Source organism: Bergeyella cardium (assembly GCF_003614945.1).
In the GTDB taxonomy this organism is placed as follows: domain Bacteria; phylum Bacteroidota; class Bacteroidia; order Flavobacteriales; family Weeksellaceae; genus Bergeyella_A; species Bergeyella_A cardium.
On the sequence record NZ_QYCZ01000001.1, the window covers coordinates 763,275 to 789,410 of the forward strand.

General features: G+C 39.4%; 24 protein-coding genes and 2 tRNA genes. 16 read left to right on the top strand and 10 right to left on the bottom strand.

Annotated elements, in window-relative coordinates:
* The first annotated feature begins 8 nt into the window (after positions 1 to 8).
* Positions 9 to 767: a YaaA family protein gene (locus D8991_RS03450; RefSeq protein WP_120488791.1), complete on the top strand. Its 759-nt coding sequence runs from the start codon at positions 9 to 11 to the stop codon at positions 765 to 767.
* 3 nt (positions 768 to 770) lie between these two features.
* Positions 771 to 1,613, top strand: a complete 843-nt coding sequence (prmC, locus tag D8991_RS03455; RefSeq protein WP_120488792.1) for a peptide chain release factor N(5)-glutamine methyltransferase — start codon at positions 771 to 773, stop codon at positions 1,611 to 1,613.
* Here the strand turns inward: prmC and tatC are convergent.
* The 3 genes from tatC to D8991_RS03470 form a co-directional block, all read right to left on the bottom strand.
* Entirely contained in the window at positions 1,610 to 2,422 is an 813-nt protein-coding gene (tatC, locus tag D8991_RS03460; RefSeq protein ID WP_120488793.1) for a twin-arginine translocase subunit TatC, read from the bottom strand. The genes prmC and tatC overlap by 4 nt on opposite strands.
* 121 nt (positions 2,423 to 2,543) lie before the next feature.
* The gene (locus D8991_RS03465; RefSeq protein ID WP_120488794.1) at positions 2,544 to 3,359 is read right to left on the bottom strand and encodes an enoyl-ACP reductase FabI; all 816 of its coding nucleotides are present in this window, start codon (positions 3,357 to 3,359) and stop codon (positions 2,544 to 2,546) included.
* A 93-nt stretch (positions 3,360 to 3,452) separates the two neighbouring features.
* The gene (locus D8991_RS03470; RefSeq protein ID WP_120488795.1) at positions 3,453 to 4,256 is read right to left on the bottom strand and encodes a M48 family metalloprotease; all 804 of its coding nucleotides are present in this window, start codon (positions 4,254 to 4,256) and stop codon (positions 3,453 to 3,455) included.
* A gap of 103 nt (positions 4,257 to 4,359) precedes the next feature.
* Between D8991_RS03470 and D8991_RS03475 the strand changes: the two genes are divergently transcribed.
* The 4 genes from D8991_RS03475 (at position 4,360) to lgt (ending at position 8,946) form a co-directional block, all read left to right on the top strand.
* The gene (locus tag D8991_RS03475; protein ID WP_120488796.1) at positions 4,360 to 5,121 is read left to right on the top strand and encodes a hypothetical protein; all 762 of its coding nucleotides are present in this window, start codon (positions 4,360 to 4,362) and stop codon (positions 5,119 to 5,121) included.
* A 159-nt stretch (positions 5,122 to 5,280) separates the two neighbouring features.
* A complete protein-coding gene (gene hemN, locus D8991_RS03480) occupies positions 5,281 to 6,639 on the top strand; it encodes an oxygen-independent coproporphyrinogen III oxidase (RefSeq protein ID WP_120488797.1) in 1,359 nt (452 codons plus the stop codon).
* Positions 6,640 to 6,720: 81 nt separating this feature from the next.
* On the top strand, positions 6,721 to 7,698 hold the full coding sequence (locus D8991_RS03485) for a polyprenyl synthetase family protein (RefSeq protein WP_120488798.1): 978 nt from the start codon (positions 6,721 to 6,723) through the stop codon (positions 7,696 to 7,698).
* A gap of 396 nt (positions 7,699 to 8,094) precedes the next feature.
* The gene (gene lgt / locus D8991_RS08990) at positions 8,095 to 8,946 is read left to right on the top strand and encodes a prolipoprotein diacylglyceryl transferase (protein ID WP_260392852.1); all 852 of its coding nucleotides are present in this window, start codon (positions 8,095 to 8,097) and stop codon (positions 8,944 to 8,946) included.
* On the opposite strand, the gene D8991_RS03495 is transcribed toward lgt, so the two are convergent.
* Positions 8,943 to 10,004 carry an ABC transporter substrate-binding protein gene (locus D8991_RS03495; protein WP_120488800.1) on the bottom strand — a complete coding sequence of 354 codons (1,062 nt, stop codon included), beginning with the start codon at positions 10,002 to 10,004 and terminating at the stop codon, positions 8,943 to 8,945. The genes lgt and D8991_RS03495 overlap by 4 nt on opposite strands.
* Before the next feature lie 47 nt (positions 10,005 to 10,051).
* Here D8991_RS03495 and D8991_RS03500 point away from each other — a divergent pair.
* Positions 10,052 to 10,125: transfer RNA gene (locus D8991_RS03500), tRNA-Arg, on the top strand.
* Between the two features lie 74 nt (positions 10,126 to 10,199).
* On the opposite strand, the gene D8991_RS03505 is transcribed toward D8991_RS03500, so the two are convergent.
* The 4 genes from D8991_RS03505 to D8991_RS03520 all read right to left on the bottom strand — a co-directional run bounded on the left by D8991_RS03505 (position 10,200) and on the right by D8991_RS03520 (position 13,139).
* Positions 10,200 to 11,348, bottom strand: a complete 1,149-nt coding sequence (locus D8991_RS03505) for a PDDEXK-like family protein (protein WP_120488801.1) — start codon at positions 11,346 to 11,348, stop codon at positions 10,200 to 10,202.
* 46 nt (positions 11,349 to 11,394) lie between these two features.
* A complete protein-coding gene (locus tag D8991_RS03510; RefSeq protein ID WP_160223649.1) occupies positions 11,395 to 11,793 on the bottom strand; it encodes a hypothetical protein in 399 nt (132 codons plus the stop codon).
* A 426-nt stretch (positions 11,794 to 12,219) separates the two neighbouring features.
* Positions 12,220 to 12,301, bottom strand: a tRNA-Leu gene (locus D8991_RS03515).
* 73 nt (positions 12,302 to 12,374) lie between these two features.
* Positions 12,375 to 13,139: an MBL fold metallo-hydrolase gene (locus D8991_RS03520; protein ID WP_120488803.1), complete on the bottom strand. Its 765-nt coding sequence runs from the start codon at positions 13,137 to 13,139 to the stop codon at positions 12,375 to 12,377.
* Positions 13,140 to 13,184: 45 nt separating this feature from the next.
* On the opposite strand from D8991_RS03520, the gene D8991_RS03525 reads away from it, so the two are divergent.
* Entirely contained in the window at positions 13,185 to 14,612 is a 1,428-nt protein-coding gene (locus D8991_RS03525) for a TonB-dependent receptor (protein ID WP_120488804.1), read from the top strand.
* A 242-nt stretch (positions 14,613 to 14,854) separates the two neighbouring features.
* Here the strand turns inward: D8991_RS03525 and D8991_RS03530 are convergent, their stop codons facing one another.
* Positions 14,855 to 16,180, bottom strand: a complete 1,326-nt coding sequence (locus tag D8991_RS03530) for a hydroxymethylglutaryl-CoA reductase (RefSeq protein WP_120488805.1) — start codon at positions 16,178 to 16,180, stop codon at positions 14,855 to 14,857.
* Between the two features lie 96 nt (positions 16,181 to 16,276).
* On the opposite strand from D8991_RS03530, the gene D8991_RS03535 reads away from it, so the two are divergent.
* From D8991_RS03535 to D8991_RS03570, 8 genes are all read left to right on the top strand, one after another.
* Positions 16,277 to 17,062, top strand: coding sequence for a class I SAM-dependent methyltransferase (locus D8991_RS03535; protein WP_120488806.1), 786 nt, complete (start codon positions 16,277 to 16,279; stop codon positions 17,060 to 17,062).
* Between the two features lie 10 nt (positions 17,063 to 17,072).
* On the top strand, positions 17,073 to 17,855 hold the full coding sequence (locus tag D8991_RS03540; protein WP_120488807.1) for an enoyl-CoA hydratase/isomerase family protein: 783 nt from the start codon (positions 17,073 to 17,075) through the stop codon (positions 17,853 to 17,855).
* A gap of 317 nt (positions 17,856 to 18,172) precedes the next feature.
* Positions 18,173 to 20,785, top strand: coding sequence for a valine--tRNA ligase (locus D8991_RS03545; RefSeq protein ID WP_120488808.1), 2,613 nt, complete (start codon positions 18,173 to 18,175; stop codon positions 20,783 to 20,785).
* Between the two features lie 50 nt (positions 20,786 to 20,835).
* A complete protein-coding gene (locus tag D8991_RS03550; RefSeq protein WP_120488809.1) occupies positions 20,836 to 22,089 on the top strand; it encodes an AAA family ATPase in 1,254 nt (417 codons plus the stop codon).
* Between the two features lie 3 nt (positions 22,090 to 22,092).
* Positions 22,093 to 22,692: a hypothetical protein gene (locus D8991_RS03555; RefSeq protein ID WP_120488810.1), complete on the top strand. Its 600-nt coding sequence runs from the start codon at positions 22,093 to 22,095 to the stop codon at positions 22,690 to 22,692.
* Between the two features lie 337 nt (positions 22,693 to 23,029).
* Complete coding sequence (locus D8991_RS03560; protein ID WP_120488811.1) at positions 23,030 to 23,743, top strand: DUF6261 family protein; 714 nt, start codon at positions 23,030 to 23,032, stop codon at positions 23,741 to 23,743.
* A 78-nt stretch (positions 23,744 to 23,821) separates the two neighbouring features.
* A complete protein-coding gene (locus tag D8991_RS03565; RefSeq protein ID WP_120488812.1) occupies positions 23,822 to 24,559 on the top strand; it encodes a phosphatase PAP2 family protein in 738 nt (245 codons plus the stop codon).
* Positions 24,546 to 25,568 (top strand): phosphatase PAP2 family protein, encoded by a 1,023-nt coding sequence (locus D8991_RS03570; protein WP_120488813.1) that lies wholly within the window; start codon positions 24,546 to 24,548, stop codon positions 25,566 to 25,568. The genes D8991_RS03565 and D8991_RS03570 overlap by 14 nt, the downstream gene beginning before the upstream one ends.
* 90 nt (positions 25,569 to 25,658) lie before the next feature.
* Here D8991_RS03570 and D8991_RS03575 read toward each other — a convergent pair whose 3' ends face one another.
* The gene (locus D8991_RS03575) at positions 25,659 to 26,105 is read right to left on the bottom strand and encodes a hypothetical protein (RefSeq protein WP_120488814.1); all 447 of its coding nucleotides are present in this window, start codon (positions 26,103 to 26,105) and stop codon (positions 25,659 to 25,661) included.
* Between the last annotated feature and the right edge of the window lie 31 nt (positions 26,106 to 26,136).

The window sequence follows — 26,136 nt, forward strand, 5'->3', positions numbered from 1 at the left end:
TATTTTTAATGAAAATCATATCCTCACCCGCCAAATTGATGAAGCTCAACGCTCATCAGAGCATACTTACGCCTACTACGCCCAGTTTCATAAAAGAAGCCGAGCTTATACAATCTCATTTGAGGGAGAAAAGCCCTAAATTTCTTTCCGAACTGATGGAAATCTCCCAAAAACTCGCCGATGAAAACTGGGAAAGAAACCAAAAATGGTCACCAGCTCCAGATTCTGAGCACAGCAGCTCTGCCCTCTACACCTTTACGGGAGAAGTCTATAAAGGCCTCGATGCAGATAGCCTCGCCCCACAAGCGGTGGAGTATTTACAGGAAAATTACAGGATTCTCTCTGGGCTTTATGGCTTGCTAAGACCCTCTGACCGCATAATGCTCTACCGCTTAGAAATGGGCAGGGCTTTCCAGTTTGAAGGCTATAAAAACCTCTATGATTTCTGGTCCGAAAGGCTCACCCATCACTTCAATTCCGAGCTGGAAGAAGGCGAAGCTATCCTCAATTTAGCCAGTGCAGAGTACAGCAAGGCACTAAACAGAAAGAATTTAAAAGGAAAATGGATAGACTTTGAATTTTATGAAATGAGCTCAGGAAAACCTAAAACCATCGTAGTCTATACCAAGCACGCCAGAGGGCTGATGATAAGATTCTGTGCCCAAAACCAACTAAAAACCTTAGAGGAAGTAAAGGCTTTTAACGATGGTGGCTATCTCTTAGATGATGAGCGCTCAACCGATTCCAAACTCGTCTTTATAAGGTAGAATATGACGCTCAATAGCCTTAAAAATCGTTATCAAACCGAGCTTTTACCTTTTTATACTCCCACCGAAAGCGCGTTTATCCTGTATCTTCTCGTAGAAAAGCTATTGCATTGGCAGAGGTACGAGCAGCGCCTCCATTCCGATGAAGAGCTCCCGCAAGAAATAGCTTCTCAGCTCAAAAACCACCTTGATGAGCTCAAAAATCACCGACCATATCAGTATGTTTTAGGTGAAACCCACTTCTTTGGGCTTAGATTCTTTGTAGAAGAAGGCGTCCTCATCCCTCGTCCTGAAACGGAAGAGCTCATAGAGCTCGCTTTAAAAAAGATAAAGGAAAAATTCGCCAGTCGCCCCCTTAGGATATTGGAAATAGGCACAGGAAGTGGGATTATCCCCATTAGTTTAAAGAAAAACCTCCCAAATGCAGAGATTTTCTCTATTGATATTTCTGAAAAAGCCTTGCAGATTGCTCAAAAAAATGCCCTTAGTAACGAGGTGGAAGTCCATTTTATTCAAACCGATTACCTCTCTACCGATTTTGCAGAAAAGTTTGATGTCATCATCTCCAATCCGCCCTATATCGCCAAAGAAGAGGCAGCAGAAATCCTTCCTTCGGTTAAAAATTATGAGCCTCGGCTCGCTCTTTTCTCACCTACCGAAGACCCGCTCGTATTTTACAGGAAAATTGCCCAAGATGCTACTCAAATACTCAGTGAGGAGGGATTGATTTTTCTTGAAATAAACCAAAAACTCGGGCAGGAGACCCTCGAGCTTTTTCATCGGTTTAATGCTCATCTATTGTCTGATTTATCCAACAATCATCGCTTCATCATTGCGGAAAATTAGACTCCTAACCCTCGTTTTTGTACCCGTTTATACACTCTTGCCGATAGCATTACGCTAAATTCATAGAGAATCAGCAGGGGGAAAGCCGCAGCCAGCATACTTAGCACATCAGCAGGGGTTACGATTGCCGCTACCGTCATTATGAGGACGATGGCGTGCCGTCTGTAAGTTCGCAGGAACATTGGGGTGAGGATTCCGATGTTGGTAAGGAAATAAACGATAACAGGGAAGAGGAAAAGCACACCCATTCCGAGTACGACTTGGAGGAAGAGGGTAGTATAATCAGATAAATCGAACAGCTGCTCTATCGAGCCAGAGATTTTGAATAGCAATCCGAAATTAATCGCCAGTGGGAGGATTAAAAAATAGCCCGTAAGCACTCCAATGATGAATAATACCCAGATGAAATTAATCATAAAGGCAGAATTTTTCTTCTCGTTTGGGTGCAGAGCAGGGCTTACAAACCGCCATATTTCCCAGACAATATACGGGAATGCGGCTACGATCCCACCAAAGATAGAAACCGCCATCATTACATTAAATTGCTGGAAAAGTTTCTTCTGCTGTACTCGGAATTCATCAGGCAGGTGGAAGCTATCGCTCCCCACAAGCTCGCGAGAGAGGTAGTTAATCAAACGAAAGGTAGGGAAGTCATTCTTCGTAGGGCCAAAGAATACATTATCCATCAGCCACTCTATATTAAAGCCTATGATGATTGCCCCGATAACAATCGCTATAATACTGCGGATGAGATGCCCCCTCAGCTCGCCTATATGCCCCCAAAAAGACATTTCTTTCTCTGAACTCATCAATTCTATTTTTAGATTTTGCGAAAATAATTATTTCTATTCATTTCCGCATTAAAAAACTCAGTTTTTGAGGTCAAAACTGAGTTGGGATAAAGTATTTTTTAGAATTAAAGGGTTGAGATTATTCTTCTCTTTCGCTGTATCTATCGACAATCTTTTGAGAAACGCCTGTATTGCTAAACCCACCATCGTGGAAGAGGTTTTGCATCGTTACTTTCCTCGTAAGGTCAGAGAACATCGCTATACAGTAGTTGGCGCACTCCTCTGCACTTGCATTTCCGAGTGGAGACATATCTTCTGCATATCCGAAGAAGCCACCAAAGCCCTTAATACCACTGCCGGCAGTAGTCATCGTAGGGGATTGGGATATGGTATTCACCCTTACCTTTCGCTCTCCCCAATAGTATCCAAAACTCCTCGCAATGCTTTCAAGAAAAGATTTATTATCCGCCATATCGTTATAGTCAGGGAAGGTTCTCTGCGCTGCGATATAGGTCAGTGCGAGGATGGAGCCCCATTCATTCATACAATCTTTCTCGTAGGCTACTTTCATCACTTTGTGGAAGGAAACTGCAGATACATCCCAGCCTTTTTCTAGCCAGTCGTAGTTCAGTTCTGTGTATTTTTTCCCTTTTCTCACATTTACAGACATCCCGATGGAGTGGAGGATGAAATCTATCTTTCCAAACTTGGCAATAGCTGCATCAAAGAGTTTTTCAAGGTCTTCTACTGAGGTAGCATCGGCTCCTATGACTTCTGCGCCTGTCTTTTCTGCCAATTCGTTCAGCTCTCCCATTCTCAGGGCTATTGGAGCATTAGACAATATAAACTCCGCTCCTTCTTCATAGCATTTTTCTGCTACTTTCCACGCGATAGACTGGTTGTTTAGCGCTCCGAAGATAATTCCTTTTTTGCCTTTTAGTAAGTTATAAGCCATTATTCTTAATTTTTTAATGGGAACAAATGTAATGATTTTGAATGAGTGGAACAAAAAACAGCCAGAAACTGATGTTAGCTTCTGGCGGGTTGTTTATTTCTTTTTTGTAGGGAGGGTAATCTCTCCTGGGTCATTCCAAAGTCCGTCTTTTTTCGCTTTTTTCTTCACTGCTTCGGCTCTTTTTTCACTATCTGGGTGGGAGCTCATCATTTTTTGGAATGTAGTAGGCTTTTCTTTGGTGAGTAATGCAAATTTCTTAAATGCGGTATAGGCACCCATTACATTATAGCCGTGTTTCTTCATAAATTCGTAGCTGTAATCATCGGCTTGAGATTCCTGCTTTCTTGAGTGTGAAGAGTCTAGCATTGCACTTGCTAAAGTACCGAGCTGGCTATCGTTGAGCTTCTGTACGGTACTGGATGCCATAGATGCAGCGTCTAATGCTGCTGCTTTCAGATAAGCGGACTTAATCGCATCTTTGGTATCTTCATTCTTCACATGCCCGATTTCGTGCCCGATAATCGCCAATAGTTCATCATCAGTCATAATATCCATCAATGAAGAGAATACCCTCACGCTACCGTCTGCACACGCAAAAGCATTGATGTCGGTTACCAAATACACTTTGTAGTTCAGCGTAAGCCCGTCCTCGTTTTTGTGTTTTGCGAAGAGTTTGTTCAGCCTTTTGGTGTATGGGCTTTTTGCATTGGCTACTTTGTTGTGTTCATCCATCCAATCTACTGCTTCTTTGGAAAGTCTCTTTGCATCTTCGTTGGAGAAGCTAAGAGCTTTTACACCTTTTGAAGCGGTGTTGATAACTTTGTCTAACTTGATTTGAGCATTTGAAAGTGTTACTGCTCCCATTGCAATTAATGCAGAAAATACTACTTTTTTCATCTTTTTTTTGCTTTCAAAGATAAAGATTTCTTTATGATATGAGCAAAAAAAGTTGCGAATTTTTTATTTTCTCTCTGTATATTTGCCCATTAATGATTAAGAAATGATAATTTTTAGAGGAAATTTTTTAGTATTCTTGTTTTTATCTGGCTTGCTTTTTATTTCCTGTCAGAGTGATAAGAAATCAGAGGTAGATATTACAATCAGTATAATGAATGCTACTGCAAAGAAGCTCAATGACCCTACACTCAGCCTGCAAGAAGTGAAGAGGGTGGGCGAGAATGAGATTTTGATGCGCTTCCAATCTAAAATCAATGCCGATAAAGCCAATTCTGATGTGATGAGAGAATCACTCCTTAGCCTTGTAGGGAAAATCATCTGGTCTGATAAACAAAATATCAAAATGCTAAACGATGGCATTAATTTCAAGGTTGAAGTGAAAGATGATTCTGGTAAAGTCATTATCTCTGAACTCATAAATAAAGCCAATATCCAAAACGAGAGAACCAACCCAACCACCCAGAAACACAATGAGGTGAAGCAGATGCTCGAAGTCTTTAATAACAACCTCCCGATTGTAGATTCCGCCTCAGGAGTGAAGATTACCCAGATTTCCGTAGGTGTGCAGAACGACCTAATCTATACCGCGATAGTTCCCCACTCGATAAAACAAGCCGTAAAAAGACCCGAAGCAAAGAGCATCATAAAAGAAGATATGTCTAAAAACTCAGCACTGAAAAAAATCCTCACCGATATGAAGCCCTACGATATCTCCACCCTCAAATACCAGTACCGAGACGAGAACGGAGCCCTGCTACAAGAGGTAGAAATGACAGAGAGGGATTTTTCTTCGCAGCAGCCGTAGTATAGTGGATAATTTGAAAATTACTTTCCAATCAAATTTAAAAGTAGTCAGAGTTTTAGATTTTTTTTAAAACCTCCATAGTATTAAAAGTAATGAGATTTTTATTTTATAGTAGCAGCCTTACGCTGTGGGAGGTTTTAATTTTAGTACTTTTGCCGGATGAATTCGCTAATAGATAAGTATAATATACCTGGACCCAGATATACTTCTTATCCTACGGTTCCGTTTTGGGACGAGGGGGGCTTCTCGCCAGAGAAATGGAAGGAATCTGTGGTTCATTCCTTTAATGAAACTAATGACTCGGAGGGGATTTCCCTCTATATACACCTCCCTTTTTGCGAGGTTCTCTGCACTTTCTGCGCCTGCCACAAACGGATTACGAAAAGGCATTCGGTGGAGGAGCCCTACATAGACACTGTGCTTAGAGAATGGGCGCTTTACCTTGAATTATTCACCAAAAAACCTAAAATCAAGGAGCTTCACCTTGGAGGGGGGACGCCGACTTTCTTCTCGCCAGAAAACCTGAGGAGATTACTGGAGGGGATTTTTGAGCAGTCGGAAATCGCCGGAAATCCAGAGTTCAGCTTTGAAGGCCACCCGAATAATACCACCAAAGAACACCTGCAAACGCTCTATGATTTGGGATTTAGGCGGTGCAGCTTCGGGGTGCAGGACTATGATTTGAAGGTTCAGAAAGCCATCAACAGGATACAGCCCTTTGCTAATGTTCAGAAGGTTACCGAATGGGCTCGGGAGGTGGGCTACCTGAGTATTTCCCACGATTTGGTCTTTGGGCTGCCTTTCCAGACTTGGGAGTCTATGAACGATACGATAAGGCAAACAATGGCGCTGAAACCCGATAGGCTGGCATTCTACTCGTATGCCCATGTACCTTGGATAAAGGGAGTAGGGCAGAGGGGCTTTGATGAAAATGACCTACCGAGCGGCGAAGAGAAACGGAAACTCTACGAAAATGGGAAGAAACTCCTCGAGCAGCTTGGCTATAAGGAAGTGGGGATGGATCACTTCTCTTTGGAGAGCGATGACCTCTATCAATCAATGCTCACGGGGAAGATACACCGTAATTTTATGGGCTATTCATCGAGCAGAACCCAGCTGATGATCGGTTTGGGGATGAGTGCAATATCAGACTCGTGGTATGCTTTTGCTCAGAATGATAAATCGGTAGAAAGCTATCAAGAGCAGGTAGGGGAGGGGATCATCCCCGTATTCCGAGGGCATATCCTCACCGAAGAAGACCTTATCATACGGAAGCATATCCTGAACCTGATGTGTACATTAGAAACCTCTTGGGATGAGGATAGCCACCTCCCCGAGCTCGACAATGCGATGGAAAGATTGCAAGAAATGCAGAGCGATGGGCTGGTAGAGCTGAGCCGAAACCGCATCAGAATAACCGAAAAAGGCAGAGCATTTACCCGAAATGTAGCAATGGCTTTTGACCTGAGAATGTTGCGCAACCAGCCCGAAACCCGAATATTTTCTATGACGGTATAGCCCGAGTATCCCATTAGCAGATTTTCATAAATACATTATATTTGTGGGGTTTTATTCCCCATTCATCAAAATCTAAAACTTGTGTCTAATATTATAGAAGAAATAAAGCGACCGATAACCATAGAAATGAAACTCTTCGAGGAGAAGTTCTATGAATCTATGAAGAGCAGCGTACCTCTGCTGGATAAAGTAACCCGCTTTATCGTAACCACCAAGGGCAAGCAAATGCGCCCGATGTTTATCTTCCTCTGTGCAAAACTCTTGGGAGAAGTGAATAGCAAAACCTACCGCGGCGCCTCTATGATAGAGCTGATACACACCGCTACCCTTGTACACGATGATGTGGTGGATGAGAGCTTTAAAAGGAGAAACTTCTTCTCCATAAATGCCCTTTGGAAGAATAAAATCGCTGTGCTGGTAGGGGATTATCTGCTCTCCAAATCGGTACTTCTCTCTACTGACCATAAGGATTATGACCTGCTTTCGGTAATTTCTAGAACCATCAGGGAAATGTCCGAAGGAGAGCTTCTTCAGTTAGAAAAAGCGAGGAAATTAGACATTACCGAAGAGGTTTATTATGAAATCATTCGCCAGAAAACCGCTACTCTGATTGCCGCTTGCTGCGAAATAGGCGTGCTTTCTAACGGCGCCGATGAGGTTTTAGCAAAGAAAATGCAGGATTTTGGTACTTACACAGGTATGGCTTTTCAGATAAAGGATGACCTTTTTGATTATTTGAGCTCAAATATCATTGGGAAGCCTGTGGGGATAGATATTAAGGAACAGAAGATGACGCTGCCGCTCATCCATACATTAAAAAACGCCAGCGAGAGCGACAGGAAGTACTATTTTAACACCATTAAAAGGTATAACAACGATAAAAATCGAGTGAAAGCACTGATAGATTTTGTAAAGAAATCTGGGGGGCTGGATTATGCCATCGGAGTGATGAAAGACTTCCAGCAGAAAGCGAAAAATATCCTCGATGAGTTCCCAGACTCCGATGCGAAGAAGTCCCTCCTCCTGATGCTGGACTATGTTATTGAAAGAAAATTTTAAACCCAACCCTCTCTATAATTAAACAAGATGAAAGACTTAGTAAAGATATTGATTCTCCTTTTTGCATTCATAAATCAAGGAATCAAGGCAGAAAATTACCCCGATGGATTATCTAATGGTACGCTAAACATCAATGGGAAAGATGTTCCAGTGAAGATATTTGCTACGACCAATCCCGCTACACTCGATGAGTTCAGTGAGAAGGATGTAAAGGCGAGCACCCTTATTTTTCTCAATGAAGATATGAATAAATATGCGTCTATGCTCTATCCGAAATTCTCTTCATTGGGCTATCAGGCGCTGGACAAGAAATTCCTCCCTACCGATGACCTCAATCGATACAAATACCTCTACAAACCATTGCAGAAAGAAGATGAAATCGTAGGAGGAAAGGTAGTGCTTCACACTCCATTCTTTGTTTGGAACCCCGTGAAAGGCATTCAGCTGGGCGGTTTTATGCTTCATTTTTATAGTTTGATGTTCGTTCTTGCCTTTGGTCTTGGTTTTAAGGTAATGGAGAAAATGTTTAAGATAGATAATGTGGATGCTAAATATCTGGAGCCACTGTTTATATTAACCATTGTAGGTACGATACTTGGTGCTCGTTTGGGGCATGTTTACTTTTACGAACCCGAGCTGGTAAAGAAAGATTTTTGGGCAGTATTCCTCCCTATACGCACCCAACCGAAGTTTGAATTTACAGGATTTTCGGGATTAGCGAGCCACGGAGCTACGATTGCGCTCATCCTGACTACGCTTTATTATTCATTCAAGGTTATTAAGAAAAATCCGCTTTGGGTGTATGACAGGCTTGGGATTGTGGTAGCCCTTGGGGGGACTTTTGTGAGGATTGGGAACTTTATAAACTCTGAAATCATCGGGAAAATTGCCAGCGAAGACTCTCCTTTTGCCGTGCTCTTCCCGCAGATGAGTGAAGAATACGGAGCTACCGTACCGAGATACCCTTCTCAGCTCTTCGAAGCGGTGGGATATATCACTCTTTTTGCCATTCTCTGGTGGCTTTATAATCATACCGATAAGAAGTATCAGCAAGGTTGGTTGTTTGGGTTTTTCTTTATCGTGCTGTGGTCTATCCGCTTCTTCGTAGAATTCCTAAAAGAACCACAAGGTGATGAATTTATCACTCTTGGAACGCTAAATACCGGTCAGGTATTATCCATTCCGTTTATACTGATTGGAGTGATACTGATGCTCGTCTCTAAAAGATTTAGCCTAAGTAACCGCTAATTGTATCCCGTACTAACGGGTTTTAGGTAGATGAGCTTGTGGTGTGGAAGAAGGTGAGGATGGAATATTTTGATATAATCTTTGAGCATTAAATCTACTCGTATAGCACCGCTTTCAAAGGCATCATTGGCAGCGCCATTCATTGCTCCGGATAGGGAATAGATTTCCCCTTTTTGATAAACACTGAGCTTTTCATAGTTGGGATTAATGCTTATAAGTTCGCTTTTATGCTTATGATTGCCTACATTCACCCAGTATTCAGCGTCTTTTGCTCTTATGAAAACCTCCTCAAAGCTCATTGGTACGCTGGTGTCTTGTTCGTTTTCTTTAAGGATGTAGTTTGCGCCAGCGTCTTTCAGATAATTGGCAGTAAAGGTTTTTCCCCCTGCTAAAAACCATTGATTTCCGTACATTTCATTGACGAGAACTTTGGGTTTTTCCTTTTGCTCCTGTGCGAGCTTGGAGAGCTTTTCGTATTCCTTTTTTATCTCTTCAAAACGGAGGCTTGCTTCTTTTTCCTTGCCCAGCAATTGCCCAAAAAGATTGATGATATTGGCTTTGTCTAATGGTTTTTGTTCAAGGTATTCATCTATAAAGATAACTTGTATATCGTTTTTTCTAAGGATGTTGTAGGTGTTTTCAAAGCTTTCGATATAGTTGGTAAAAATGGCATCTGGTTTATAGGAGAGGATTTTCTCTATGTTGTACTTCTGGTCATTTCCTATATTTTGGATTTTCTTTTGAGTGATGAGTGCTCTTATTTTTTCGGAGAATACATATTCTGGGCTTGCAATTCCATTGATTTTGTCCTCTGCCTTAATCTCTAAGATATACCCTGTAAGGCTGGCATTAAGGAGCATTATCTTTTTGAAAGGAAGTTTGGATTGTGGGATTTTATATTTGAATTTTCCAGATTTAAACTCAAAGAAATCTTTATTTTCCGAGTAGGAAATCCTTTCTGAAACTCTTACCCAGTCTGAATCTGATATTTTTTTACTCTCATTCTTACAGCTTAAGACGATGAGAAGGCTAATGATGAAAAAAAAATTTGCATTCATCTTTCAAAGGAAGGAATTTTATTATATATTTGCAAACCGAAAGTTCAGGACGCGTAGCTCAATTGGATAGAGCGTCAGATTACGGCTCTGAAGGTTGAGGGTTCGACTCCTTCCGCGTTCACTTTTAACAAAAGCTCACCTTGGTGGGCTTTTTTATTTTGTGTGTATTTTATTCTTAGGATAAAGCCAGCGTCTCTACAGCTCTATTTTTTTCATTGCTTCTAATATCATTTTTATTTTATCCTTACAATCATTCAGAAAATTATCACTATTAATAATATCCCTTTCCCAAACATCAACAGTTAGGTTTGATATGTATTCATAGAATGGCCACCATTTATTTTCTTTACAAGAAGAAATACCCAAATCCGCTAATTGCTTATGAAGATTATTTCTTTTTTCAGGAGAAAGATTATAAATGTCTGGATCATTGCTTAATCCATAGTAATAATAACCTTTTTCAAAAGAGAACCCTATCCAGCATTCTTCTGGCCAAAGAGGATTTCTTAAATAAAAACCTACATAAGCCTCTTCACTTGTCTCATAATGATATTCTAACCCATTTTGCTTTGCAAACTCTTCCATTTTGGGATTAAAATACTTATTTATGATAGTATCATAAGTTGCTAAATAGTTATTATAAATTGTTTTTGCAGCTTTCAGATTTTCTATTTCTGATAAGATTTCTGTTATTTCCTCTTTGTTTTTATTATTCATATCTTGATTTGTTAGTTCTTTTAGGTGATTTATGTATTGAATGATGGTTTCTCGTACAATGGGAAAGCGAGAAGCAATTGCAACGCATTTTTCAAGCCAATTTATTATGGTTTCTTTATATGAGATTGTTGAATAAAGAACTTCTCCTCCACTTTGTTCAGAGGCTTTACATCCCCCAAGAGTCAAGTATAATATCTGATATTTTCCTTTTTGATATTTACTTTCAGCGTATTCGTTATATCTTTTTAGTTGCTCCCATTGATCATCTGCGTATATTTTATTCTCGATAATAATAGCCTTTTGTCTTTGTTCGTCCTCTATAAGAATATCTATTCGTCCTTTTGGGGTTGAGTATTCTGTATATACTTTTGCATTTTCATAGCTGAAATCTTTTACTAAAAAATCATTCTCTAATATATCTATAAAACATTCAAGAAATTGTGATTTTAATCCATGCGTCCCATTAGGGTTTAAAAATTCTGCGATAATTGCTGAATGTGTATTTTCATAATGATTCACACCACAAATACGAAATATATTAAATCTACCACCTACTGCCTCCAATATTTCTGCATTTTTCTTACTAATGATAGATACTTGATTTAGTAGATTCTGTATTTTATCCATTATTTCTTTTGTTTTTATATTTTATAATTAGTTAAATAAGTTTGTATTATTTTTTATTCTTTATATCTTTTCTACCATAACCTCTACAATCTAAATCAACTTTTAGTAACCCAGAAGAACCCACAATTGTAATTCCTAAAATAATATAAATAATATTCATATCTATATTTCCAATAAATATAGCCCAACAAACTGTACCTATAAGACTGATAAAACCTAATATTTCCATATAAGAAAGGATAATTAGCATTATTTTCTGGAATTTATTCATTTCATATTTGTGCTGGAAGATTATAGAATAGGTAAGAAAAGATAGAATAGGCGCTCCTACGCCTACAGCCCATATTTTCCAGGTATATGCCATAATTCCAATAGCCAGAAGTAATATGCTGAGTATAATAACAGCACTTACACACCTTAAGAAGAAATTGATTATATTTTCCATAGTTTTTTTATTTTTCAAATTGTTTTAAGTTAAATACTAATTCTTCGCCTAATTGCTCGAGTCTCAGCCTGCCAACTTCCTGTGTAACGAAGTCTAAAACTCCATGTGTGATAGTTGGCATCTGTTAACTAACCGCTAATTATATTTATTGGTTTGTATACAGCTCCCAGTAAAGCATACTCTCTACATCATCATATTCTGGTGAGATACCTTTATCCTTACATCCCGCGAAGATACATACTTTTTCAGTGAATAACTATCTAGCCTTCCCCAGAAAAGACTTTATCTTTAGTTGATGGGCTTTTTTGTTTAGAAAGCTTATATAGTGCAATGCCATTAGAAAAAATATAGCCTTTATGATGCTAATTTTATAGTTTTTTAGTTACAAAAAAAGCATAAAGTGAGAACTTTATGCTTTTCAACTTGTACCCAGAGCCGGGATCGAACCGGCACGCCTTGCGGCATTGGTGTTTGAGACCAACGCGTCTACCAATTCCGCCATCTGGGCTACTTTTCAGAATTGTGAGCGCAAAGATACATTTATTTTTAAAATACACAAGCCTTTATTGATACTATAAACCTTAAAAATTTATTTCTAAACCGTCGTATGCAAGGTGCATAGCAGCAGGGAGCTCTTTTTCTACATCATCATAGAAGCCTAATGTATGGCTAATATGTGTAAGATAAGCTGTTTTGGGTTTTAGCTCTTCCACAAGTGAAATTACTTCTGGCAATGTGAAGTGAGAATGATGTTTGGGCGCTTTCCTCAGGCAGTTAATGATGAGTACATCAAGGTTTTTAAGTTTTTCTTTTTCTTCTTTGGGGATAGCACTTGCATCGGTTATATAGGCGAGGTTCTTTATTTTATAGCCCAATATTGGGAGCTTTCCGTGGATTATATTAATGGGAATAATCTCAGCATCTAATACATTGAAAGACTTTTTGATGATATTAAGTTCAAAAGATGGAGCTCCAGGGTATCTATCATCGCTGAAAGCATAAGGAAATCGTTTTTGTATCTCATCGGCAACCCTTTCGGAGCAATAGATAGGCATATCCGAAGCATTTTTAAAGATGAGTGGGCGGAGGTCATCCAACCCTATAATATGGTCATTATGTTCGTGGGTAATGAGTACGGCATTGAGGCTATCTTCATTATTATTGAGCATTTGCTGGCGAAAGTCAGGACCACAATCAATTAAAATTTTATTTCCCGTATCAGTAGTAATGAGAGCAGAAGTTCGTAATCGTTTATCTTTTGGGTTATTGGAGAGGCAAACGGGGTGTTTGGAACCAATCACTGGAACGCCTTGTGAGGTTCCAGTGCCAAGAAATTTTAGCTTCATACTTTGAAGAATAAATATTTTTGGTAAATTTACAAAAAATATAAAATGTCGTTGCAAAAACAGAATTTAACTGCTAAACAGAAGGCTTTAATTATCAATCTTGATCCCAATATTTATGGGACTTTTGCTGAAATAGGTGCTGGTCAGGAAACTGTAAGGCATTTTTTTAGGGCTGGTGGGGCTTCGCAGACCATTGCAAAGGCTATGTCTGCCTACGATAAAGATTTCAGCGATGCCATCTATGGTAAAGAATCCAAAAACAGATATGTAACCCAGAACCGATTGAGAAAGATGCTCAGATACGAGGTGGGGCTTATAGAAGAGCGAATCTCTCGCGATAAAATGCCTAGCAGGAAGTACTTTGCCTATGCCAATACGGTTACTACCATCAATTTTACTAAGACACTGAAAGGGCACGGTTGGGTAGGCATCAGGTTCCAGTCAGAAACTCAGAAGGAGTACAACGAAATCGTCCTCCATATCAGATTTAAGGAAAATGATGCTACCTACCAGCAGGAAACACTCGGCAAATTGGGCGTTAATCTCATCTACGGCGCATTCAATTATTATGATAACCCAAGGAAGCTCATTGATTCTCTATATGATTCTATCCCAAAGGATAATATTGAGATTGATATGATAGACTTTTCGGGACCAGACTTTAAATATGTAGATAATAGATTGATGTCTTTGCAGCTCGTGAAGTCGGGTATGACCGAAGCGGTAATCTTCACTCCTGAAGGTACCAATGTACTCTCTGCCGACCTCCTTTACAAGAAGAATATCTTTGCTGTTCGTGGGAGCTTCCGTCCTGTAACCCTCGTTAATATAGATATGTTCCTCAATGGTTTGGAGATGTTTATGGAAGATGTAAAATGTAGCGAAGATGATGTAGAAGTCCTCTTTGAAATCACTACGGCAAACCTCCGTGCAGCAGGGGATATTGATGAGAGAGACTTCCTTGATAGGGTAGATGTACTCGGCAAGCTCGGTTATAATGTGATGATTTCTAATTACTCCGAATACTATCGCCTGACCGACTATCTCATCGGCTATACCAATCAGAAAATTGGTATTGCAATGGGGGTAAACAATCTTTTAGATGTCTTCAATGAGGATTATTATGAGGATCTCTCTGGTGGTATTTTGGAGGCATTCGGAAAGCTCTTCAGGAAAGATGTCTGCGTCTATCTCTACCCTTACAAAGACCCTGTTAGCCATCAAGTACTCACTTCCGCTAATCTGAAAGTTGGTGCCAATCTCAAAGAACTCTACAAATATTTCATCCAGAACAAGCGGATTGTCGATATTACCAATCATAATACCGCCTACTCCGAAATCTATTCTCGAGAGATTCTGAAGAAGATTGCAATGAGGGAAAAAGGCTGGGAAAATCAGCTCCCTGCAGGTGTTGCCGATATGATTAAGGAGCGCCGAATGTTCGGCTACCGCGATGAAATTTCCTTTGACTAATCAGCGGGTCTGGAGCGTATTTATTAGCACCGAGCCAGTGGTTTTATGCAAATAAAGTAAGCTAAAGATACTAAGAGAGGACTATTTTAGCCCTCTCTTAGTCTTGAAATCGATCCTACAAGTGAGATCTTAGTTAAGGACAAGAATTACTCTCTTTTGAAATAAAAAAAACGAGACAGTTATGACTCGTTTTTCTTTATATATTAGGACACTGTAGCCAGTGGGTGTAACCGCCCGCTGTGCTACTGCTTCCTTCTGCTATTAAGCTCGGTTATTACTTCGTGGTGGGAGACGGTTTTGTCTTTAAAATATTCTATGAAGTATTTTTTTTCTTCTTCGGTAGCGTTGAACTGGTTCAGGATATTGAGCAAGTGCATTTTCATATGTCCTTTTTGTATTCCTGTGGTTACTAATGACCTTAGTGCGGCAAAATTTTGTGCAAGTCCAGAAACGGCAAGTATGCTCATCAGTTCTTGTGCAGAGGGCTTGCCGAGGAGTGCAAGGGAGAATTTTACGAGAGGGTGAAGATTGGTCAGCCCGCCCACTATTCCTATGGAAATTGGTAGGTCTATCCAGAATTTAAATATGCCACCATCTGTACTGCAATGCGTAAGGGAGGAGTATTTTCCATCTTTGGAGGCATAGGTATGGGCGCAGGCTTCCGTTGCTCGGAAATCATTTCCCGTTGCGATAACTACTGCATCTACCCCATTCATAATTCCTTTATTGTGAGTTGTTGCTCGGTAGGGTTCTATTTCGGCAATGGTTACCGCTTGTTTAAACTTCCATGCAAATTCTTCTGGTGAGATTCCAGAGTCGTCTTTCAGGTCTTCAATTTTACAGGAAACCTCTGCTCGCACGATGCAGTTGGGCGTATAGTTGGAGAGGATATTCATCACTACCTGCAATGAGTTTTTCTCGTCATCATTAAAGTTTTCATCGTTTAGGACTTCCTCTTTTAATGTCCTCCCGAACTGCTCTAAGCAGGAGTTGATAAAATTAGCACCCATAGAGTCCTTAGTATCAAAGCTCGCTTTCAGCTGGTAATAATTATTAAGCTCTGCAGTCTTGTCAATAAGCTGAATATCCAGAATGCCACCACCTCTCTTCCTCATATTTGTGGTAATGTTTTCCGTTGCTTCAAAGAGTTTCTGTTTCAGTTTAAAATTGAAAAAATGAAGCACTTTTACAGGTTCTGCATTAAGGATAAAGTGGGTATGCCCCAGCTTTTCTGTATTGATAATAGTCGTTTTAAACCCTCCTTTGTCTAACCAGAATTTTGCAGATTTTGCAGCTGCAGCTACTACGGAACTTTCTTCCACCACCATTGGTAGAGCGAGGAGTTTTCCATCTATAAGGAAGTTTGGAGCTATGCCGTAGGGCATATAGAAGTTAGAAATGGTGTTTTCGGAGAATTCTTCGTGTAGTTTTTGCAGAGGCTCGTCATCATTCCAGTATTGTTTCAGAATTTTCTCATATTCTGTATTTCCATTGAGATATTCGCTTGTGAGCCAGTTTATTTTTCCTTGTTTATCCAGCTTGGAAAAGCCTTCTATGGGTTTTATCATTACTGTATTTGTTGTTTAGGGCGGTAAATATAAGGAGTTTTTTTGTTTAGCGAGTGGATATTATTATCTACATTTGCTGTCTAAATTAAAATAATTATGAATAGAGAAAGCACTTTAAATGAAAAGCAGGGGCACTGGATTCTTGCTAAGCTTGGTAAGAAAGTGCTTCGCCCTGGAGGTAGGGAGCTCACAGAGACTCTTATCCGAAAAATGAATATTCAGCCTTCAGATGATGTTGTGGAGTTTGCTCCTGGGTTGGGCTTTACAGCAAATATTACCTGTTCGCATCAGCCCAATTCTTATACTGGGGTAGATATTAATGAAGAAGCAGCAAAGCTCGCTCGAAAGAGTATAAAGTATAGCAAAGCTAAAGTTATTATTTCCGATGTATCACAGACTACTTTGCTTAGTGGTTGTGCTACCAAGGTCTATGGTGAAGCAATGCTCACGATGCAAACTTTGGAGAATAAAAAGGCAATTATAAAAGAAGCCTTCCGCCTTTTGAAGCCTGGTGGATATTATGGAATACACGAGCTCGGTATACGACCAGATGAGGTAGATGAAAGCGTAAAAGAAGAGATTTTTAAGGGATTAAGTTCTAATATCAGGGTACACGCCAGACCTATGACTACTGCCGAGTGGGTAGAGCTCCTTACCGAGCAGGGCTTTAGTATTGTGAGTATAGACCACAACCCTATGCACCTCTTAGAAGGTAAGCGAGTACTTCAAGATGAAGGCTTTTGGCGCACAATGAAATTTTTGTTTAATCTTCTCAGATTTCCAGATTTAAGGAAAAGAGTCCTCAATATGCGTTCTGTATTCAGAGAATATGATAACCACCTTGACGCCGTAGCGATAGTTGCACAGAAACCCTTAACATAAGACAATACTAATGATAGACACAGCATTTGTAACCTCAAATATACAAGACGGAATAGCCGAAATCACTTTCGGAACACCCAAATCAAACGCTCTACCACTTCACATTATGGAAGAGCTTGCAAGTACACTGCTATCGGTAGGAGAGCAGGATGAGGTAAAAGCAATCCTCCTGAAATCCTATGGTGAAAAAGCCTTTTGTGCGGGTGCCAGTTTTGATGAACTTCTTGCTGTAGAAAACCTTGATTCTGCAAAGCGATTTTTTTCGGGTTTTGCTAAAGTTCTCAGTGCGATGAAGAACTGTACCAAACCTATAGTAGTAAGGGTGCAGGGTAAGGTAACAGGTGGGGGAGTGGGCATAGTCTGCGCTGCCGATTATTGTCTCGCTACCGAAGATGCTGCCCTTGCCCTTACCGAGCTCAATATCGGCATAGGACCTTTTGTTATTTCGCCTGTTGTAGAGCGGAAGATAGGTATATCGGAGATGACTGCTATGAGCCTTGATGCCGAGTTTCGTACGCCTCATTGGGCAGTGCAAAATCATATTTATCAGCATATTTTCCCATCTGTACAGGTGTTGGATGAGTATCTTCATCGGTTTATGAAAAAACTTGCTCAAAAAAGTACAAAAGCCCTTTGTGAGATAAAAAAGCTCTCTTGGAAAGGTACTGAGTATATGGATGAACTGATGATTTCCCGTGCTTTAATCAGTGCTGAACTCCTCCTCAAGCCCGAAGCCCGAAAGTCCATTCTCTCAGTGCGAGAAAAGCTCCGAGAAAAGCAGGGGAGAGAATAAAGCACCGATGAGGTTTAATACTCATCTTTATCTTTTAAGTATTCGTAATGATTAAATCATCTGCTCCAATGGAAAGAAGATTCTATTGGAGCAGATTTTTTATGCTATAATTTGATGTTTATCTCGCTTTATCAGACTTGTAATCTCCCTATAAAGATTTGCCTAAAAACACTAGATATTGTACTTTTGCTCAGCAATTTTGTGATAAAATTTAGGGAATATTATTTAAAATTAAAGTTTGTTCATAAATCTTTATTTATTATTCCTTTATTGATGACAGACTATTAAATATTAATTTAAGAATAACATATTATACAATGATTTCAGATAAATATAATCCTCAGGAAACAGAGCAGAAATGGTACAATTACTGGTTAGAAAACAAATACTTCCACTCTGAGCCAGATAGCCGACCGCCTTACACCATCGTGATTCCCCCGCCGAATGTTACGGGGATTCTTCATATGGGGCATATGCTCAATAATACGATACAGGATGTACTCGTAAGAAGGGCAAGGATGAAAGGCTTTAATGCCTGCTGGGTACCAGGTACCGACCACGCTTCCATTGCTACCGAAGCTAAGGTCGTTGCTAAACTCAAATCTGAGGGGATTAATAAATCTGATATTTCCCGCGAAGAATTCCTAAAGCACGCTTGGGATTGGACGAATCAATACGGAGGAACTATCCTCGAGCAACTCAAAAAGCTCGGTTGCTCCTGCGACTGGGACAGAACTCGCTTTACCCTCGAAGATAAACTCTCCCAACAGGTGATAAAATCCTTTGTGGATTTGTATAACAAGGGACTTATCTACAGAGGATACAGGATGGTGAACTGGGATCCAGAGGCGAAAACCAATATCTCTGATGAAGAGGTTATATTCAAAGAACAAAACGGAAAACTCTACTACCTGAAATACAAAATAGAAGGTTCGGAGGACTTCCTCACTGTGGCAACGACCCGTCCAGAGACCATTTTTGGAGATGTGGCGGTTTGTATTAATCCAAATGATGAGCGATATGCTCACCTGAGGGGCAAAAAGGTCATCGTGCCTATCGTTAATCGAGCGATTCCGATTATAGAGGACGATTATGTGGATATTGAGTTTGGTACGGGAGCGCTCAAAATCACGCCTGCCCACGATACCAATGACTATGAAATCGGTATCCGCCATAGCCTTCCGATGATTGATGCTTTGGATGATGATGCCAATCTCAATGAGCACGGGCTTCATTATGCAGGGAAAAATCGCTTTGAGGTAAGGAAGCTCATCTCAAAAGAATTGGAAGAAAAAGACCTCCTCTTAAAAGCGGAGGATTATGTAAATAAAGTGGGAACTTCAGAGCGAACGGGTGCCGTTATCGAGCCAAAAATCTCTCAGCAGTGGTTCCTCAAAATGTCAGAAATCGCCAAGCCAGCACTTGATGTTGTGATGAATGATGAAATAAAATTCCACCCAGAGAAGTTTAAAAACACCTATAAACACTGGATGGAGAACATTCGCGATTGGAATATCTCCCGCCAGCTCTGGTGGGGACAGAGAATCCCTGCGTACTACTACGGTGATGGTGAGAATGATTTCGTAGTGGCAGAAAATAGCGAAGAAGCCTTAGCTTTAGCGAGAGAAAGGGCGAATAATCCTCAACTTACCGCAGAAAATCTGAAACAAGATGAGGATGCACTCGATACTTGGTTCTCCTCTTGGCTTTGGCCGATGTCTGTATTTGATGGACTTCTTGCCCCAGAAAATAAGGATATTAACTACTATTACCCTACGGCAGATTTGGTTACAGGACCAGATATTATTTTCTTCTGGGTGGCTCGTATGATTATGGCGGGGCTGGAGTGGAAAGGCGAAGTTCCGTTTAAGAATGTGTATTTTACGGGAATTGTAAGAGATAAGCAGAGACGAAAAATGTCTAAATCTCTCGGGAACTCCCCAGACCCTCTCGAATTGATAGAAAAATACGGTGCCGATAGCGTTCGTGTAGGGATTTTGTTGAGCTCTGCAGCGGGGAATGATCTCCTTTTTGATGAAGACTTAATGCTTCAAGGGAGGAATTTTGCCACCAAGATTTGGAATGCCTTCCGACTTACACAAGGCTGGAGTAAGGAGAATAAACCCTCTTCCGATGCTGAGCAGCAGACGATTGCTTGGTTTGAAAATCAGATGAATAAAACCATCAGCGAAATCAATGACCAGTTTGAGAAATTCCGAATTTCAGATGCGCTGCATTTGCTTTACAAATTGATTTGGGACGACTTCTGTTCGTGGTATTTGGAAGCGGTGAAACCCAATTTTGGGGAAAGTATTTCTCAGGAGGTTTATAACCAAACTATCAGGTTCTTTGAGGAACTGATGAGACTTCTTCATCCATTTATGCCGTTCCTTACGGAGGAGCTTTATCAGCATATCGCGGAGCGAAACACATCAGAAGCGCTGGTTATCGCCCAGCAGAAAAATGCAGAAAGCTTTGATGAAAACATCATCTCTGCGTTTGATACAGCGAAAGAAATCATCTCTGGAGTGAGAAATTACCGCCAGAGCAAAGGAATTTCGCCAAGGGAAGAAGTGGAATTATTCACCAGCGAAAGCTCTTTTGCGAATGAAAATGTAATCAGAAAACTGGCAAACATCTCTGAAATTCATTATTCCGAGAAAACGGATAAGCCGAGCTTTACTTTCCTAGTGGGAGCGGTGGAAATCTCTGTTCCGCTGAGCGAAAACTTAGATTTAGGCGAAGAAAAAAAGAAAACCGAGGAAGAATTGGCTTACCTGAAAGGCTTTTTGGTTTCGGTGGAGAAAAAACTCAGCAATGAAAAATTCGTAGCCAATGCAAAGCCCGAAATCGTAGAAAACGAACGCAAAAAACAAAAAGATACCCTCGAAAAAATCACAATCTTGGAGGAGAAGTTGAAGGGATTTTAAATATAAAAGACTAATATTGCAGTTATAATTTTTTAAATAATAAGAAAATTATGAGAAGTTTAACTATAAAAAATATAGGTCCTATAAAATATATTCATTTTAAGATAAAAAAAGTAAATATATTTATGGGAAAGCAAAGTAGTGGTAAAAGTACTATTGCTAAACTTTTGAGTTTTTGTAGCTGGATAGAGAAAGATGTTTCTTTTCACCAGTCTTTTAAAAAGTATGCAGATGATTCTGGAGACTTATCTCCAAAATTTATAACAATAATTGAAAACTTTCATAAAATGGAGGGTTATTTTAAAGAAAATAGCGAAATTCATTATAAGGGAGATGCAATAAGTATTATTTATAAAGGAAAAAAAGGAACTTTAAAATGGTTAGAAAAGGGGCGTTATAAATATAAGAGGCCTAAAATATCCTATATCCCTTCTGAGAGAAGTGTAATTATATTACCAGAAATGGAGAAACTGGATCTTCCCAATAATTATTTGAGAAGTTATCTATATGATTGGCTTGATACAAGAAAAAGCTATACTCCTAATAATAAATTTTCTTTATTAGATACTAATATTAAATATTATTTTTTAGAGGAAGAAAGAGAAAATCGTATTGAGGGTAAAAACTACAGTATACAACTATCACAATCTTCAAGTGGTATGCAATCTTTAACCCCATTGCTTACAATGGTAGATAATTTAATCTCTAATTTATATACTAATGAAGTAGATTATTCATATGAATTTAGAAATATAAGGAGTATGGTTAGTAGATCACTTATGGCAAAGTTTGTAATTAATCCTATTCTGAAAACTGATATTGATGAAAATGATGAAAAGTATAGTAATTATTTAGAGGAGGCTCTGAATAAAAAAAATGATAAATTGATTAGAAAGTATAGTCAAATAATGGAAAACTTATTTGAATACCATCGCACCAATCTAATTATAGAAGAGCCTGAGCAAAACCTCTTCCCAGCAACACAAAAGAAATTAGCATATAAACTATTAGAGTATATTAATAACAGTGAATATGATCATACTCTTATGCTTACTACTCATAGCCCATATATCTTGTATGCTATTAATAACTGTATTCTTACTTATTTGGTAAGAGACAAGGCAGAAGAAGAATTATCTAATATAAAATCAGCTATATCCCCTGATGATATTAATTTGTTTGAAATAGAACAAGGAATAAAGAAAGACATAAAAAAGGACAATGGACTGATAGGAGATAATTATTTTGATAAAATAATGAAGGAAGTAATGGATGATTTTTACCAATCTCTAAATTATCTTTAGGCTATGATTAAAGCTAATATACAACAACACTTTTCTCATCATAAAATCGAGTCTTTTGTAGGAGATGTTTTTATTGTAGATTATACAAATCAAGATAAATATAAAAAAATACCTAATAGTAGAGGAACTAATCTATTGACCAAAGCACCTGTGGATGAAAAATATTTGCAAATACAAAATCCAAATAACCTTGGTATAGTAGGAGTGATTTTTGATAATAAAAGTTTTATAGATGATAGTACAGGGAATACTAAATCCCAGTGTGAGACTTGTTTATTCCCAAATAAAAGTAACTCAAAAAGCTGGATATTATTTGCAGAATTAAAATATGGAGCTAATGAAAAGAATAATCCTGATGATTTTCAAAAAGCAAAAGAACAACTTGAAGCAACAAGAAGCTATTATTTTGATAAACGAGTTTTTACTAAAACTAATACATGCTACTTTGTAATATCTTTACCTAAACAGGAAGAGCCTTTTCCTAATTTTAGATTGACACAAGATGAATTAATTGATCTTAAATCGGATTATAATATTGTGTTAAGAGCTACTAATTTTATTAAAGTTATTAATGATACACAATTATTTCTAGGGAAAAATTAAACTCCCAAAATCTCTGTAGAAAAAATTTCCTTAGTTTTGAAAAATAAAATTAAAACCAATAACTATTTAGTGAATGAAAAATAAAAAATTTCCATCTACTAATTAGTTAAAAGGAGAAAATGAACAAAAACGGGCTTCCACTAATTAGTGAAAGGCAGAAAATGAACAAAAACGGGCTTTCACTAATTAGTTAAAAGGAGAAAATAAACAAAAATGGGCTTTCACTAATTAGTGAAAGGGAGAAAATGAACAAAAATGAGCTTCCACTAATTAGTTAAAAGGAGAAAATAAACAAAAGCAGCCAATAACTAAAATATAATTTTAAAATTACATACAAATGAAAAAGTTACTTACAACAGCCAGAATCACCGAAGTTGGTGATACAGCCCACAGATTAGTAAGCCTCTACAAAAGCACTGCAACGCTTAAAGATGAGGCATTTTTGAAACCTCTATTCGTAGAGATGGAGGAAAAAGCCAACACCCTAACCGAAGCCGTGAAAAGAGATGCCGTTATTTCCCAATTGGAGAACGCAGACGCCAAGAGAGATGGCGCAATCCGAGTGCTGGACAGGTTATTAAAAGGCTACAAAACCATTCCTTTGGATACCCTAAAAGCCTATGGAGTACAGCTCTCAGCGGTCTTTAAAAAATATGGAGTGAAGATGGTGGGCGAGAACTATTCTTCCCAATCCAACCTTGTAGATTCCTTGCTCAAAGACCTTTCAGCAAGTGATTTGGTGGAGGCTGTTGCAGGGTTGCCAGGCGTAGCGGAAGCGATTGCAAACATTAGAACGGCACAGGAAGAATTTACTAAAATCCGTGCTAACTATGACAAAGAATTAGCACAGAAAGGGAGTAAAGAGACGGCAACCAGCCTTAGAAAACCACTTTTGGAGCTGATAAATAATAAACTTCTTACTTATCTTGCCGCAATGAAAATCGCCAATCCAACCAAGTACAAGGTATTCTCAGAAGATGTAGCAGTCATCATCACCAGTGTAAATGAAACCATCAAAGCAAGAAAGAAAAATAAGGAAAAAACACCCTAAGTTCACCTAAAATTATAAGGAGAGATAATCTTGTCTCTCCTTTTTCGTTATTTACTCGTAAATAAACACTATTAAAGTATGAGATTGAAATTTTTGTTATTCATTATCACTATTTTAATTTTTAATGTAAAGGGTCTTGCTCAGGTAACAGACTCTTTATCTTTGGTAGAGAACAGCCGACCGAAGTTTAAACCCAAAGACCTCTACTTCCCTGTAGGGCTGATGGTTTTAGGTACCGCATCGGAGATAGAGATAAAGAATGAAGTGCACAGGTTTAGGAACAAGCAGCTACCTTATTTCAGATATAAGTTTGATGATTATCTGCAATTTGCACCCGATGCCGCTACTTATGGCTTTGAAGCCCTCGGAATGAAGCCTCGCACCGATTGGAAAAACCGAATGGCAATACACATCAAGGGACATCTCTTTACACTGGCTACGGCTCATTTAATGAAAAATTTAATCGATAATAAGCGTCCCAACGGTGCCCGAATGTCCTTCCCCTCAGGGCATACGGCCTATGTTTTCAGTGGTGCTACTATTCTCGCTATGGAGTACGGGGAAAATCACCCTTGGGTACCCTACGCATCATACGCTACTGCTTCCGTTGTGGGGATGATGAGGATAGCAAATAACAGGCACTATATCAGCGATGTGCTCTTCGGCGCTGGACTTGGGATATTGGCTATGAAGCTCGCTTATTGGACTCACAAGTACAAATGGAACCGCCCTAAAACCGAAAAAGATGACCCTTTCCAAGGCGTGGTCTATAATATTAATCCAACCGATGATACTACGATAGATGAAGAGAATTAAAATTTGCTTCCTCCTAATAGGAGCACTGGCGTATGCTCAGGAGAATGATAGCCTTTCCATTAATACCACTCCTGCTGATACTGTGCAGATTGAGAGAGAAATTCCCCCGATGGATAAAGCCGCTCAGCATATAAAAATCTCCGATACCGAGACCTATATTTACCAAAAGCCCAAGCTCTGGGATGTTGTGAATAAGCTCCCCAGAAACTTTGTGAATACCGCTGTAGATGCAGTTTCAGCACCGTATTATCCGTATGGTCTGGCAGCTTTGGGGGCTACCGCTGCACTTATCCCTGCCGACCCTTGGCTTATCAGGGAGAGTAGAAATTTTAGTGAATCTATCGGGTTTAATGAAGCTCATACCTATAAGAAATTAGGATTTTTGAAGATTATCCCTGCTGATGTAAACTCAGCTCTGTATTTCGTGGGCAATGGTACTACTTTTATTCTTATCAGTGGAGGGCTTGCTACTTATGGGCTCCTGAAAAACGATTATAGAGCGGTGAGCACTTCTCTGCAACTGATTGAGAGTATTGCGTTGTCGGGCTTATTCGTTCAACCGATAAAGAGGCTTTCGGGTAGGGAAAGCCCTTTCATCACTGCTGAGGCAGGCAGATGGCATAGCCATTGGACATTTGCACCGAGCTTTTCAGCCTATCAAAAAGATACTCCAAAGTATGATGCAATGCCCTCTGGACACCTTACGACGGCAATGGCAGCGCTCACGGTACTTACTGAAAACTATCCAGAGAAAAAATGGCTGAAACCCGTTGGATACTCACTACTCGCATTGATGTCTTTTGAGATGATGCAGAGTAAGGTACATTGGGCATCTGATTATCCTATTGCACTCTTCGTAGGCTACCTTATCGGGAAGAATATTGCAAAGACGCGGATTACCAAAGTGAAGAATGCTTCTGCTCTCTCCGAAGAGAAGAAGCTCAGCATCCGACTTTCAGGAGGGGTATACGGAAGCTATCAGATGATAGGGGTGAATATTAGTTTTTGATTAAGAGAATATAGATAAAAGTTTAGGCTCACCCGCAGGGTGAGCCTAAACCATTTTGCTGCATTGCAAGTCTCTGACTAAATCAGCAGATTAGTTCTCTGCAGTATACTTTTTTACACCCTCTATATAGAGCGCTTTTTCAGCTGCATCGTATTTGTAATGTTCGTCTGCAAAGGTGTTTTCACTTGTTTTATCGAGGATTTTATTATCATCCGTTAGGAAAACTTCTACCTTAGACTTATCATCATTAAAGACTACAAATGCACTGATTACTGCTTCTCCTTCCTTTTGCTCGATAGGGTTGAGGCGTAGAGCATCATCAAATAAGCGCAGGCAGGTTTGTTTTAAGTTACTCCAAGTCTCTCCAGTAGATGGGTTACAGCCGTGCTCATCTTGATCACCACCTGTCGGCCTCTCTTGTGCTACTACTGAGGTATCTTCTGGGGTATTTTCATTACTTACTTCCGTTTGTGCTGGTTTGTTGCACGCCCATAGCATCGCTGATGCCACTACCGAGCTGAAAACAATCTTTTTCATTTTATGATGTATTTAATTATTTGCGGACAAA

Coding starts and splice junctions, on each gene's coding strand:
- D8991_RS03450 (WP_120488791.1), top strand. CDS start 9: ATGAAAATCATATCCTCACCCGCCAAATTGATGAAGCTCAACGCTCAT.
- prmC (WP_120488792.1), top strand. CDS start 771: ATGACGCTCAATAGCCTTAAAAATCGTTATCAAACCGAGCTTTTACCT.
- tatC (WP_120488793.1), bottom strand. CDS start 2,422: ATGAGTTCAGAGAAAGAAATGTCTTTTTGGGGGCATATAGGCGAGCTG.
- D8991_RS03465 (WP_120488794.1), bottom strand. CDS start 3,359: ATGGCTTATAACTTACTAAAAGGCAAAAAAGGAATTATCTTCGGAGCG.
- D8991_RS03470 (WP_120488795.1), bottom strand. CDS start 4,256: ATGAAAAAAGTAGTATTTTCTGCATTAATTGCAATGGGAGCAGTAACA.
- D8991_RS03475 (WP_120488796.1), top strand. CDS start 4,360: ATGATAATTTTTAGAGGAAATTTTTTAGTATTCTTGTTTTTATCTGGC.
- hemN (WP_120488797.1), top strand. CDS start 5,281: ATGAATTCGCTAATAGATAAGTATAATATACCTGGACCCAGATATACT.
- D8991_RS03495 (WP_120488800.1), bottom strand. CDS start 10,004: ATGAATGCAAATTTTTTTTTCATCATTAGCCTTCTCATCGTCTTAAGC.
- D8991_RS03505 (WP_120488801.1), bottom strand. CDS start 11,348: ATGGATAAAATACAGAATCTACTAAATCAAGTATCTATCATTAGTAAG.
- D8991_RS03510 (WP_160223649.1), bottom strand. CDS start 11,793: ATGGAAAATATAATCAATTTCTTCTTAAGGTGTGTAAGTGCTGTTATT.
- D8991_RS03520 (WP_120488803.1), bottom strand. CDS start 13,139: ATGAAGCTAAAATTTCTTGGCACTGGAACCTCACAAGGCGTTCCAGTG.
- D8991_RS03525 (WP_120488804.1), top strand. CDS start 13,185: ATGTCGTTGCAAAAACAGAATTTAACTGCTAAACAGAAGGCTTTAATT.
- D8991_RS03530 (WP_120488805.1), bottom strand. CDS start 16,180: ATGATAAAACCCATAGAAGGCTTTTCCAAGCTGGATAAACAAGGAAAA.
- D8991_RS03535 (WP_120488806.1), top strand. CDS start 16,277: ATGAATAGAGAAAGCACTTTAAATGAAAAGCAGGGGCACTGGATTCTT.
- D8991_RS03540 (WP_120488807.1), top strand. CDS start 17,073: ATGATAGACACAGCATTTGTAACCTCAAATATACAAGACGGAATAGCC.
- D8991_RS03545 (WP_120488808.1), top strand. CDS start 18,173: ATGATTTCAGATAAATATAATCCTCAGGAAACAGAGCAGAAATGGTAC.
- D8991_RS03550 (WP_120488809.1), top strand. CDS start 20,836: ATGAGAAGTTTAACTATAAAAAATATAGGTCCTATAAAATATATTCAT.
- D8991_RS03555 (WP_120488810.1), top strand. CDS start 22,093: ATGATTAAAGCTAATATACAACAACACTTTTCTCATCATAAAATCGAG.
- D8991_RS03560 (WP_120488811.1), top strand. CDS start 23,030: ATGAAAAAGTTACTTACAACAGCCAGAATCACCGAAGTTGGTGATACA.
- D8991_RS03565 (WP_120488812.1), top strand. CDS start 23,822: ATGAGATTGAAATTTTTGTTATTCATTATCACTATTTTAATTTTTAAT.
- D8991_RS03570 (WP_120488813.1), top strand. CDS start 24,546: ATGAAGAGAATTAAAATTTGCTTCCTCCTAATAGGAGCACTGGCGTAT.
- D8991_RS03575 (WP_120488814.1), bottom strand. CDS start 26,105: ATGAAAAAGATTGTTTTCAGCTCGGTAGTGGCATCAGCGATGCTATGG.